Origin of the sequence: Pseudomonas asuensis, from assembly GCF_014646755.1 — a bacterium.
Classification (GTDB): Bacteria; Pseudomonadota; Gammaproteobacteria; order Pseudomonadales; family Pseudomonadaceae; genus Chryseomonas; species Chryseomonas asuensis.
Window position 1 is genome coordinate 483,321 of the sequence record NZ_BMNW01000004.1, and the last position, 12,973, is coordinate 496,293.

Genomic DNA, 12,973 nt, shown 5'->3' on the forward strand with positions numbered 1-12,973 from the left:
GTGTTCTGCACGGGTGGGCATTGGCATGTCTTATTACTGTCATCTGATTGTCATATCTCGTCTTTAGGCTCTGCGCGACGAAGGTCCAGGCTCCCTATTCATGAACCAAACCCGATCCCCTGCACGCATCGATTTCGATACGCCTGCGATGCGTCGCAAGCGCCGCTGGCGAGCCAGCATGGATCGTTTCACGCGGTGGTATGTGCTGGTGGGCGGGTTGGCAGTACTGGCCGCGATTACCCTGATCTTCTTTTATCTGGCTTATGTCGTACTGCCGCTTTTCAAAGGGGCTACGCTGACCGCTGATGCGGTGCAGGCACCTGCCGCCTGGGTGCAGCAAGCCGGAGCGCCGCTTGCGCTCAGTGTGGAAGAGCAGAACGAAGTTGGTATGCAGGTTACTCCAGCGGGGGACGTGGTCTTTTTCAGGATCAAGGACGGTGCGGAGCTAAGCCGACAGGCGCTGCCGATTCCTCCTGGCACCCAGGTGGTTTCGGTTGCCCGGGATCTGGTCAGACCGGTTCTGGCGCTGGGGCTTTCCAATGGTCGGGCGCTGCTGGTCCGGCACATCTATAAATCGACTTATCCCGAAAATAAACGGGTCATCGTGCCTCAGGTCGATTACCCCTATGGCCCAACACCCGTTGTAGTCGATCCTGAAGGACGAGCCCTCGAACACCTCAGCCTGACGGCAGGTGAGGGCGAGTTGACCTTGGCGGCATCCAATGCTTCCGAGCTGTTGGTGTTCAAGCTGACCAGTACAGAGGACATGCTGACCGGCGAAACCACGCTTGAGCAGCAGCGGGTTGACCTGCCGCGCCTTTCGCAAACGGTTCAGGCGCTGCATCTTGATCCTCGTGGTCAATGGCTGTATGTCATCAATGGGCGCTCTGCCGCAGACGTCTTTGACCTGCGTGATCGTACCCTGAACGGGCATTACAAACTGATCGATGATGCTCACAATCAGGTTACCGTGACAGCTCAATTATTGGGCGGTATTTCACTGCTGGTAGGCGATGCCAAGGGTGGTATCAGCCAATGGTTCATGGCGCGTGGAAAGGATGGCGAGCCCCAACTTCAGCGCATTCGTAATTTCCAGCTCAAGGATGCGCCGATCACGCAGATCGTAGCCGAGCAGCGGCGCAAGGGCTTCCTCGCATTGGATGAAAAGGGCACCCTAGGCATTTTCCATAGCACTGCCGGGCGCACGGTATTGACCGAGAAGGTAGCCGATGGCAATGGTTATCTGGCGCTCTCGCCACGGGCCAACCATATCCTGCTTGAGCGCAACAGCCAGCTTATAAACTTTACTCTGGATAATCCGCATCCAGAGATTTCCTGGTCGGCCTTGTGGAGTAAGGTCTGGTATGAAAACTATGAAAAGCCGTCCTATGTCTGGCAGTCCACGTCGGCGAGCAATGATTCCGAACCGAAGCTGAGCCTGGCGCCACTGACGTTCGGCACGCTTAAGGCTGCGTTCTATGCCATGTTGCTGGCGGCTCCGCTGGCTGTTGCCGCCGCAGTCTATACGGCCTATTTCATGGCGCCGCGCATGCGCCGTAAGGTCAAGCCAGTCATTGAGCTTATGGAAGCATTGCCCACCGTTATCCTGGGTTTTTTTGCCGGCCTGTTCCTCGCGCCTTATGTAGAAGGGCACTTGCCCGGGATTTTCAGTTTGCTCCTGCTGGTACCGATCGGCATCGTCCTGGCAGGGTTTCTGTGGTCACGGCTGCCCGAGTCCATTCGTTTCCGCCTGCCTGATGGTTGGGAAAGCCTGCTGCTTATTCCAGTCGTGCTGCTGACGGGCTGGTTTGCGTTGAGTATGAGCCCTCATCTGGAAACCTGGTGGTTTAACGGTGATATGCGGTTGTGGCTGCATGAGCACCATATTACCTATGACCAACGCAACGCCTTGATTGTAGGCTTGGCGATGGGCTTTGCCATTATTCCAAACATCTTTTCCATCGCTGAAGATGCCATCTTCAGTGTGCCGCGCAGCCTGACCTATGGCTCCCTGGCGTTGGGTGCAACACCGTGGCAGACCCTGACCCGAGTGGTCATCCTGACGGCCAGTCCTGGGATCTTTTCTGCCCTCATGATCGGCCTGGGTCGTGCTGTGGGTGAGACCATGATTGTGCTGATGGCTACCGGCAATACGCCCATCATGAATGCCAATATCTTTGAAGGCATGCGAACGCTGGCAGCCAACGTGGCTGTAGAGATGCCGGAGTCGGAGGTAGGCGGCACCCACTACCGCGTGCTGTTCCTGGCGGCATTGGTACTGCTGTCCTTCACGTTTGTAATGAACACGCTGGCGGAAATGATCCGTCATCGACTGCGTAAGAAATATGCCTCGTTGTAAGCGGCGCTCCGGCAGCCGTAGGACCCTGGAAGGGGCTGGAACTGATAGGTGAACAACTTCGTGAAGCAGGACTCCCTGAAACAGTGGTTCAAAAGCGGCGCGCCAGGCATTTGGTTGAGCGGTGGCGCTGTGGCAATCGCTGTGATCATGACGATTGGATTGATCACCTTGATTGCCGTGCGTGGTCTGGCCCATTTCTGGCCGTCTGACATCGTTGAGGCGCGCTATGCCGTGCCAGGCGCAGCGCCGCGCATGATCATGGGCGAGGTTGTCCAGGTCGAAGATGTGCCTCGGGAGCGACTCAAGAGTGCTGGGCTGCCGGTTGCAGAAGAGGGGTCAACCCTTATGAGCCGAGAACTCATCAAACTGGGCAACCGGGAGCTGTATGGCAGTGATTTTGTCTGGATCGTAGGCGAGTGGTTGCAGGAGCAGAAGGCACCCAAGGGCATCATCGTCCTGGAGCGCCGTGAGTGGGGTAACTTCTACGGCTATCTGGTGAACGTCAAGGAAGCGGGCAAGGTTGTTGCGGAAGGGGAAGCGGCTCTGCCAGAGATGCGCGAACGTCTCAAGCGCATCGATTCGCTGGCCAGTCGGATCAGCCGTATCGAGAAGGTCGAGATTAGCAGCGTCAATCATGAGATTGAGCAACTCCGATTGCAGGCACGCAGCCTTGAGTTGAACGAACGGCTGGATGCTGCTGCCCAGGCGGATCTGGCTGCCGAGCGTAGCGAACTGGACGCGCGCTACCATGATCTTGAAACGCAGCTGAACGCGCTACGCCAGGAGTTCGACCGGGACAGCCTGACGCTACGGGATGCCACCGGGCAGGAAACTGAGATCCGCTTGGGCAACGTGGTCCATGCCTACCAGCCTAACGCCATGAGCACTTTTCAAAAGCTGGGCTTTTATTTCGCCAAGCTGTGGGAATTCCTGTCCTCTGACCCGCGTGAGGCCAATACTGAAGGCGGAGTGTTCCCGGCCATTTTCGGAACGGTCATCATGACCCTTATCATGGCCGTGATCGTGACACCCTTTGGTGTCATTGCAGCGATTTACCTGCGTGAGTACGCCAAACAGGGGTTTATGACGCGCCTGATCCGCATTGCTGTCAACAACCTCGCTGGCGTACCGGCTATTGTCTATGGCGTATTCGGCCTGGGCTTTTTCGTCTATGTGCTGGGCGGCTCGATTGACCAACTGTTCTTTCGCGCCTCGCTACCGGCACCTACCTTTGGTACACCCGGCCTGCTCTGGGCATCCCTGACCCTGGCCATTCTCGCTGTACCCGTTGTGATCGTAGCGACTGAAGAGGGGCTAGCACGGATTCCTCGAAGCGTACGCGAAGGGTCGCTGGCACTGGGTGCGACCCAGGCAGAAACCTTGTGGCGGGTTGTTCTGCCGATGGCCAGCCCGGCGATGATGACGGGCCTGATCCTAGCGATTGCACGCGCGGCAGGCGAAGTGGCGCCACTGATGCTGGTGGGCGTGGTAAAGCTTGCCCCCACACTGCCCGTCAATTTGAATTATCCCTATCTGCATCTGGACCAAAAGATCATGCACCTGGGCTTTCATATCTTCGATGTTGGCTTTCAGAGCCCGAATGTCGAAGCGGCCCGGCCGTTAGTCTATGCAACGGCGTTGCTATTGGTTCTGGTGATTGCTGCGCTCAACCTCTCAGCCGTGGCGATTCGTAATCGCCTGCGCGAAAAGTATCGGGCGATAGACAACTAAACGAATCCGGGCGCCCGGTATGCCGCGGTGCCCCAAGGTGGTCGAGAGGCCCAATGGAGTCATCCATGCGTGAAATGCAAAGGCCAAGGTTCGGGCTTAATGTTGGCAGGCGTGAACGGCAGGGGCTTGACCCTGTGACCGAGCCAGTGGCCCTGGAAGTACCCGGTCTAAACCTGTTCTATGGTCAAAAGCAGGCACTGTTCGACATCAAGCTGAGTATTCCCAAGCAGCGTGTCACGTCTTTCATCGGCCCTTCCGGGTGCGGTAAGTCTACGTTGCTGCGCTGCTTTAACCGAATGAATGATCTGGTCGATGGCTGCCGGATCAACGGTGAGATCTCTCTAGAAGGGCAAAATATTTTTGCCCAAGGGACCGACGTGGCCGAGCTGCGGCGTCGGGTTGGCATGGTGTTCCAGAAGCCCAACCCGTTTCCCAAGAGCATTTATGAGAATGTGGTCTATGGTCTGCGTATTCAGGGCATCAAGAAAAAGCGCATGCTTGATGAGGCCGTGGAATGGGCTCTGAAGGGTGCCGCGCTCTGGGAGGAGGTAAAGGATCGCCTGCACGAGTCGGCGCTAGGGCTTTCCGGCGGTCAGCAGCAGCGTCTGGTGATTGCCCGAACCATTGCCGTGCAGCCGGAAGTACTCTTGCTGGATGAACCCAGCTCGGCACTGGATCCGATTTCCTCGCTCAAGATTGAGGAGCTGATCTATGAGCTGAAAACGCGGTACACCATTGTCATCGTGACACATAACATGCAGCAGGCTGCTCGCGTATCCGATTACACCGCCTTTATGTACATGGGCAAATTGATTGAATATGGCGATACCGACACTGTTTTCACGAACCCTACCAAGAAGCAGACCGAAGATTACATTACAGGTCGTTACGGATAATGAAACCGTCACAGTCTATGGTCTACCTTATGTCTATTTAACTATCGGATTTCCCACTGAAACGTATTGCTGACTACGAATTCGATTACTGCCCTATACCCCTGCGCATCCTTGCCGATAACCTAATCGGGCGCTGCGCATGGCTTGGGTGAATGTACCACTCAGCAACTTTTCAGAAAGGAATCTAAATAAACCGGGCAGCCTGACGATACAGTGGCAATCACAGCTTTATAGGTAAGCAGTGCCACGTAGTTGATGCGGTCTGTTCCAGGGAACGCCGCCCGAGGGGGTTGGCTCCATTCTTTACAGGACGACAACGCCATGATCAGCAAAGAAAGCCTTAACCACCATATATCACAGCAGTTCAATACCGAACTCGAAGAAGTCCGTAGCCATCTGCTGGCGATGGGTGGATTGGTCGAAAAGCAGGTCAGTGATGCTGTAAGTGCCCTGATTAACGCTGACTCCGGTCTTGCGCAGCAGGTGCGGGAGATAGACGATCAGATCGACATGATGGAGCGCAACATCGACGAAGAGTGCTTGCGCATCCTGGCGCGTCGTCAGCCGGCTGCGTCGGACCTGCGTCTGATCATCAGCATTTCCAAGTCGGTGATCGACCTTGAGCGGATCGGTGATGAGTCTTCGAAGATTGCACGTCGTGCCATCGAGTTGTGTGAAGACGGTGAGGCCCCGCGTGGCTACGTGGAAGTGCGCCATATTGGCGAGCAGGTACGCAAGATGGTTCAAGAGGCACTGGACGCGTTCGCGCGCTTCGATGCCGAGCTGGCTTTGTCTGTCGCTCAGCACGACAAGATCGTTGACCGTGAATACAAGACGGCGATCCGCGAACTGGCGACCTACATGATGGAAGACCCGCGGGCAATTTCCCGCGTGCTTAGCGTTATCTGGGCGCTGCGTTCGCTGGAACGCATTGGCGACCACGCCCGTAATATCGCGGAACTGGTGATCTACCTGGTCCGTGGAACAGATGTACGCCACTTGGGATTGACCCGGATGGCAGAGGAAGTCAACAAACCGCGTGACTGATGCCATGGCCCCCGACAGGAAGGCGGCCATGTTCTCAGCTACGCTTTTGGGCTGCGAGTAAGCTTGCTTTCCCGACGTGGCGTTCAGCGATCCATGAAGCTGCGCTCGGGGCTTCATGGAGTAATCGATGGGTAAGGTATCTGTACTGATCGTGGATGACGCACCGTTTATCCGCGACTTGATCAAGAAAGGGCTACGTAGCCAACTCCCGGGTATCGAGATGGAGGATGCTGCGGACGGACGCAAGGCTCAGACAATGCTGAGCAGGCAATCCTTCGATCTGATCCTGTGCGATTGGGAGATGCCGGAAATGTCTGGCCTTGAGCTGCTGACATGGTGCAGAAGCGAAGAGGCGCATCAAAAAACGCCTTTTATCATGGTGACCAGCCGTGGTGACAAGGACAACGTCATGCAGGCTATCCAGGCTGGCGTTTCCGATTTCGTTGGCAAGCCGTTTACCAATGAACAGCTCATTACAAAGGTCAAAAAGGCACTGAGCCGTGTGGGCAAGCTCGAAGCGCTTGTGGCGCGTGGCCCCCAGCGTGCGACATCAGCCTTTGCCAACGACTCGCTCAGTGCGCTGACGGGAAACCAGCCGGCTCCGGCACCGGCGACGCGTGCGCCTTCCGGTGGTGGCAAGACTAATTTTGGGCAGGGCCAACTACGCCTTGCCAATGCCAGTATGGCTTGCGTAATCAAGGCCCTGAGCCTCAAGGAAGCTGTTCTTATCGTCAAGCGAGGCGATAATCTGCCTCAGGTGCTGGATAATGCGGTATTGGACCTGGAGCAGGGTGAGGAGGTGCAGGAGATTGCACGCCTCAACGGCTATCTGCATTCCGTGGCGGCCTTGGAACCCAAGCCCTCCAGCGAATGGTTGCAGCTGTTCTTCCGCTTTGTAGACAAGGATCCAGCCAAGCTGGAATACCTGTCTCGCCTGATCGCTCGCGGTACAGCGCAAAAACACTATGTTCCTGGTGCATGAGCCCAGGTCATGCCGCTGCCTATCACCACATCCCGACGAGTAACGCCTCGTCGGGAGCGTGCTCTACTGGTAGGCTTGCGCCCCCTCAAAAGCACCCGGTTCTGTTCCTGCATGTTGAAACGTCTCTTTTTGCTATGTGGCTCGTTCACGCTGGCGGCAGCGACGTGGGCATCGCCCATCTATAAATATACGGATGCCAACGGTGTGGTGACCTATACGGACAAGGCCACCAAGGGTGCCAAGGTGCTTATCTTCGAGGATGACACCAATGAGCGTATCGAGCGGCAGGTTCGGTTGAATACGAAAAACCTGGGCAATGAAACTGTCTTTGAGGCACGTAACGACCTGCTGATGCCGGTTCAGGTCGAGCTTCGTCTGGATCAGCTCAAGAATGTGGCTGGTATCAACGAGTCGGCCTCGGTTCGCCGTGTTCTACCACCGAACAGTACAACAACCCTGATGCGCCTCAAAAAAGAGGTTCAGGGCGTAGCCATTCATTACAAGCCAACCTTCAATTATGCAATGGGTGACCCGGGACGGGGCGCGCAGGATTATGCCTATCCATTACCTTGGGTGGGTGGACCGTTCCGGATCAGTCAGGGGCCGAACGGCGCCTTTAGCCACAATACGACAAGAGGCCGCTACGCTATCGATATCGCGATGCCGGAGGGTACGCCTATCATCGCATCGCGCTCAGGCACCGTGGTCAAGGTTGAAAACGACCAGCAGCAGGGCCGCAGTGCCAATCCATCAGGTAATTTTGTGCGCGTCCTGCATGATGATGGCACCATGAGCGTGTATCTGCACCTGATGCAAGGCTCGGTCAAGGTGAGGGAGGGACAACGTGTAATGACCGGTACACCATTGGCGCTGTCTGGCAACACGGGTCACAGTACCGGGCCGCATTTGCATTTCGTTGTACAGCGCAACACGGGGTTGTCGCTGGAGTCGATTCCGTTCCGGTTCGCCCGGCCGGTCGATAGCCTGCCTAATTTTGCGATTGGTGGGCCGTAGCGCTTGATTGTTTTGCAGTTTACCTCTCAAATTTCCCCCTAGTGCTGCTCTGACTAGCCATACTCGTTTCAGTCGAGGGCGGCAGGCAATGAGTAGTACCTAGTACTTGCAAGCTTTCGGTTGTTTGCAGTGACGGATTGCTGCACTGAAAAGTACTGCTTTTTCAAATATGAACCGAGCATTCTCAGGTCTGGTCGAGGAATGACTGATGCGTCTGTATGGGGTAATGCTGTTCTGGATCATGTTCTTCAGCGCTTCGCTGCAGGCTGAGACCTTGTTTGATCCATTGCCCCAGGCGGTGATTCTGAACGATGCGCAGGAAAAGGTTTCACTGCACTCGGTCAGCTACCTGCAGGCCTCTGCCACCTTAACCTTTGAGCAGGCGGCGGCCCCGGGCCTTGAGGATCGCTGGCAGTCACTGGGCGGTGAAACGGTCAATCTGGGCCGGCAACAGATCGGGGCCTGGCTGCGCTTCGAAGTGCATAACCCTACCGATCGCGACCAGCAGCGCTATCTGGTGATTCAGCCGCCTATTCTCAATCAGGTCGATATGCGGGTTCGCTCCCTGTCCAACGGCGCGTGGGGGCCGGTGGAAACCGCCGGGGACAGTCTGCCTATGAACGTCCGCTCCCTCAAAGAGCGGGCGTTTGTCTTTCCGCTAACCCTGTCGGCAGGCGATAAGGCCTTTGTTTATCTTCGCCTGCGCTCTTATGAGCCGATGCTGGTTCCGATGTGGCTGATGACACCGGAGCATTACATTGCGCAGGAAAAAACCGCGCTAACCCTGCTAATGCTCTTTTTTGGCTTCATGTCAGCCTTACTGGTCTATAGCGGTAGCCAGTATTGGCGGCGCCGCGACCCCAATCACCTGTGGTATTGCCTCTACCTGGTCAGCGTCCTGGGGTATGAGCTCAGCCTGACCGGTATCGGCCAACGCTACCTGTGGCCGGAGTGGCCTGCATTTTCCATGAGAGCTTACGTGGGCTTTGGCTGCTTGAGCTTTCTTACCGCCTTAGTGTTTGCCCGACGTTTTCTTAACGTGGATCGCTACCGCGGTTGGCGGCTGGTTGTCCTGGGCCTGATTGGCTATTGGGCATTGGCGGCAGCCCTGATCATTATCGAGCCAATGCTGGTTCGCTTTCTGATGATCGAGCTGGCAGGCCTTGTGAGCTGCTGCCTGGGAATAGCCATGACCTTATCGCTATGGCGAGAGGGTAACCCGTCGGCCAAGTATCTCGCCATTGCCTGGTCCGTACTGACCGTGAGTACGGTACTAATGCTCATGGCCGTCCTGGACTGGATTGCGTTATCGCCTTTTATTCTGGATGCACAGATCCTCGGTTTTGCCTTTGAGTTCATGTTGCTAGCCATCGCGCTGGACGTTCGTCAGGACCATGAGCGAGCCGAGCAGTTGAGGGTACATGAAGAAGCTCTTTCGGCCAGTAATCAGCAGGTGCAACAGCATGAACGAGCCTTGCAGACCCAACAGCAGATGCTTGAGCGGCAGCATAAGCGTAACGAGGAGCTGCAGCAGCATATCGAAGCACAGGCGGACGTACTCGAGCGGGCCAACGAGACCTTGCGAGCAGCCAATGATGAAGTGATTCGCTTAAGTACAATCGACACACTGACCGGCGCGTTGAGCCGTCCATGTTTTGAGCGTCACTTTACCGAGGAGGTCAACCGCGCCAAGCGCAATGCAACGGTGGTGTCATTAGTTGTGATTGATATCGACCATTTCAAGGAAATCAGCGATGCCTTTGGTAGCCCGCTCGGTGATGAGTGCCTGCGGGCCCTGGCCAACCTTCTCAAAAACTACACCAAGCGCGCAGGTGATATGGCCGCCCGCTTTAGGGATGACAAGTTCGTCCTCGTTCTGCCGGCCACTGGCGAGGCCGAGGCGGTGGCGCTGGCTAATCGCATCTGCGCCGAGACGAGCATGCTGCGTCTGGAATATGGTAGCGCGACCGTCAGCTTTAGCATCAGTGCAGGCATTGCCAGTATCGTGCCGACCATGGACGATAGCGACAAGACCCTGATCAATACAGCGCTCAACGCCTTGAGCCATGCCAAACAGGAAGGCCGCAATCGGGCCTACTTTGGCGAACTGTAAGCCTGAATAAAAAAGGCCGGCATGAACGCCGGCCTTTTTCTGTCTGGCACCTGTCAGTGATGCTGCGACGTGTCTTCTTCGCCACCCAGTTTGATGACCTTGGCCAGGATGATCTTCGGACCTTTCATCTTTTTGATGATAATGCGCAGGCCCTCGGCTTCCAGTACTTCATCCTCTTCGGGTACACGTTTCAAGCTGTCATAGACGAGACCGGCCATGGTCTCCGCCTCGACATGGTCCAGGTCGATATGCAGGAGGCGTTCGAGCTTGAACAAGGGGGTATCCCCGCGTACAAGCAGTTTGCCGGGCTGATAGGCCAATACGCCGCGCTCGGCTTTACGGTGTTCGTCCTGAATATCGCCCACCAGTACTTCCAGCACGTCTTCCATGGTCAGAAAGCCCACGACCTTGTGATCGGCTTCTTCAACCAGAGCAAAATGCGCGCCGCCCTGGCGGAACTGATCCAGAAGCTTGCCAAGCGGCATGTGCTTTGAGACGCGCTCCAGCGGGTGGATAAGGTCCTCCAGCTCGAACGACTCGGCTTGGGTATCAAGACCGGCAATCGCCAGCAACAGGTCCTTGATGTGCAACACGCCGATAAAGGCATTTTCGTCTTCGTTGTAGACGGGGTAGCGGCTGTATTTATGTCGACGAATGATCGTCAGAACTTCTTCCAGCGAAGCGTTGTGCTCAAGGTAAATGAGGTCTTCGCGTGAGTTGGCCCAGTCTACGACTTCCAGCTCTTCCAGTTCGACAGCCGAGGCCAGCACTTGCATGCCCTGGTCAGTCGGGTCCAGTGCGCGGCTGGAATGCAGGATAAGTTTCAGTTCATCCAGGCTGTAATGATGCTCATGATCACCATTGCTCGAACCCTGTCCCGCAATGCGCAGAATCGCATTGGCGCTGGCATTGAGCAGCCAGATGGCGGGATACATCATCCAGTAGAAAAGATACAGCGGTACGGCTGTCCACAGCGAAAGTAGATCGGGCTTGCGAATCGCCCAGGACTTGGGCGCCAGCTCACCCACTACGATGTGCAGGTAGGAAATGATGAAGAACGCTGTAAAGAACGCAATACCATGTACAAGCTCAGGTGTATTCACACCAGCCATACGGAGCAGAGGCTCCAGCAGCTCGGCAAACGCAGGTTCACCTACCCACCCCAGGCCCAGGGAGGCGAGGGTAATGCCTAGCTGACAGGCAGAGAGATAAGCATCGAGCTGGCCATGAACGGTACGTAGGATACGGCCACGCCACCCATGGCTTTCAGCCAGGCCTTCCACACGTGTGGCACGCAGCTTGACCATGGCAAACTCGGCGGCGACGAAAAAGCCGTTGAGCAGCACCAGCAGCAGTGCAAAAAGAACAAGACCGAAGTCAGCGAAAAGTACCGAGGTATCGAAACTAGGGGAAGGGTCCATTAGGGGTTCAAAGTGATAAAAGGTGGCCCTAGCATGGGGTTCCGGCGAGCGACTTTCAAGTCTCGCTCATCAGTGCTGTTGTACGGCTAGTGCGGAGACCGTTACAGCGGCCGTTTGGGAGGGGTCGAAAACGCAGGTAAAAACGCTGCCCTTGCCCGGTGTACTCTCGATTTCAAGGTGCCCATGATGACGGATCAAGACGTGTTTCACGATGGCTAGCCCAAGACCTGTACCGCCTGTGCTGGAGGCTCGGCTGGCATCCACCCGATAGAAGCGTTCGGTCAGACGGGGCAGATGACGCGCTTCGATACCCGGCCCGCTGTCAGAAACCGACATCCGGGCACCATGAGCGTCCTGCCACCAGCGAATCCTGATCTGCCCACCGTCTGGCGTGTACTTCACCGCGTTGAATACCAGATTCGAAAATGCACTGCGCAGCTCGGCCTCGCTGCCTTTCAGCGCCAGACTCGTATCGGTTTCCAGGGTGATCTTATGACCACGCTGGCCTGAAAAGGCTCGTGCATCCTGCTGGATGATCTGCAACAGCGGCGCTACGGCGACAGGTTTATTCTCAGCAGGATAGTCGGTCGCTTCCAGCTTGGCCAACAGCAGAAGATCGTCGATCAGGTGCTGCATTCGGCTGGCCTGTTGCTGCATCTGGCCCAATGCGCGTAGCCAGCGTGGATTGGTATCTTCGGCGGCATTGTCGACCAGTGTCTCCAGATAGCCGGCGATCACGGTAAGCGGTGTGCGTAACTCGTGGGAGACGTTTGCGACGAAATCCTTGCGCATTTGCTCCAGTTGATGAAGACGGCTGACGTCCCGTACGAGCAGGAGGCGATCACCTTCACCAAAGCGCGTAATCAGAATATGAAGGTGCTGAGTGGCATTGACCGGCGAAGCCAGCTCCAGCGGCTCCTGGTAATCACCCTTGTTGAAGTATTCATAAAACTTGGGATGGCGGACCAGGTTGGCGATGGGCTGACCATAATCCTGCGGCTGACGCAGCCCAAGCAGCTGTTCGGCTGCATGGTTCCACCACTCCAGATTGCCGTTACGGTCGATAAGAATGATAGCGTCCCGCAGCGCGGCGGTCGAAGCCTGGGCACGTTCGATCACGGCCTCTAAGGCATGACGCTTTTCACGCTCCCGGCGCTGGGCGTAGTAAAGGCTGTCAAAAACCTCACCCCAGAAGCCATTGGCCTCTGGTGGCTCTACACCTTCTTCCGCGGTGACCAGCCACTTTTGAAGGCGGACAATGTGGTAAGACATCCATATCAGGTAAGTGAACAGACCGGCAGCCAGCATGGCGCCATAGGCTCCAGTCAGCCAGCCCAGGGGCAGGCAAATGAGCAAGAGCAAGCAGACATGGCGGGCCAGCAGTGAACGCCAATCCATGTTCAAGACAGC

Annotated in this window: 9 protein-coding genes; 7 read left to right on the plus strand and 2 right to left on the minus strand. The window is 56.3% G+C overall.

The genetic code is table 11. From position 1 onward, the window contains the following. Positions 1-100: 100 nt before the first annotated feature. The 7 genes from IEX86_RS11745 to IEX86_RS11775 all read left to right on the plus strand — a co-directional run bounded on the left by IEX86_RS11745 (position 101) and on the right by IEX86_RS11775 (position 10,142). Positions 101-2,359 carry an ABC transporter permease subunit gene (locus tag IEX86_RS11745; protein WP_188866294.1) on the plus strand — a complete coding sequence of 753 codons (2,259 nt, stop codon included), beginning with the start codon at positions 101-103 and terminating at the stop codon, positions 2,357-2,359. A gap of 60 nt (positions 2,360-2,419) precedes the next feature. After that, positions 2,420-4,090, plus strand: coding sequence for a phosphate ABC transporter permease PstA (gene pstA / locus IEX86_RS11750; RefSeq protein ID WP_188866357.1), 1,671 nt, complete (start codon positions 2,420-2,422; stop codon positions 4,088-4,090). Between the two features lie 65 nt (positions 4,091-4,155). Next, positions 4,156-4,986, plus strand: a complete 831-nt coding sequence (gene pstB / locus IEX86_RS11755; protein ID WP_188866295.1) for a phosphate ABC transporter ATP-binding protein PstB — start codon at positions 4,156-4,158, stop codon at positions 4,984-4,986. A gap of 321 nt (positions 4,987-5,307) precedes the next feature. Beyond that, positions 5,308-6,033 carry a phosphate signaling complex protein PhoU gene (gene phoU / locus IEX86_RS11760; protein WP_010796260.1) on the plus strand — a complete coding sequence of 242 codons (726 nt, stop codon included), beginning with the start codon at positions 5,308-5,310 and terminating at the stop codon, positions 6,031-6,033. 127 nt (positions 6,034-6,160) lie between these two features. Further along, positions 6,161-7,015 (plus strand): response regulator, encoded by an 855-nt coding sequence (locus IEX86_RS11765; RefSeq protein ID WP_188866296.1) that lies wholly within the window; start codon positions 6,161-6,163, stop codon positions 7,013-7,015. A 111-nt stretch (positions 7,016-7,126) separates the two neighbouring features. Beyond that, on the plus strand, positions 7,127-8,029 hold the full coding sequence (locus IEX86_RS11770; protein WP_188866358.1) for a peptidoglycan DD-metalloendopeptidase family protein: 903 nt from the start codon (positions 7,127-7,129) through the stop codon (positions 8,027-8,029). A gap of 208 nt (positions 8,030-8,237) precedes the next feature. Next, positions 8,238-10,142, plus strand: coding sequence for a sensor domain-containing diguanylate cyclase (locus IEX86_RS11775; RefSeq protein WP_188866297.1), 1,905 nt, complete (start codon positions 8,238-8,240; stop codon positions 10,140-10,142). 53 nt (positions 10,143-10,195) lie between these two features. Here IEX86_RS11775 and IEX86_RS11780 read toward each other — a convergent pair whose 3' ends face one another. Next, the gene (locus IEX86_RS11780) at positions 10,196-11,563 is read right to left on the minus strand and encodes a hemolysin family protein (RefSeq protein ID WP_188866298.1); all 1,368 of its coding nucleotides are present in this window, start codon (positions 11,561-11,563) and stop codon (positions 10,196-10,198) included. A gap of 69 nt (positions 11,564-11,632) precedes the next feature. Further along, positions 11,633-12,967: a phosphate regulon sensor histidine kinase PhoR gene (gene phoR / locus IEX86_RS11785; RefSeq protein WP_373290423.1), complete on the minus strand. Its 1,335-nt coding sequence runs from the start codon at positions 12,965-12,967 to the stop codon at positions 11,633-11,635. Positions 12,968-12,973 lie beyond the last annotated feature (6 nt).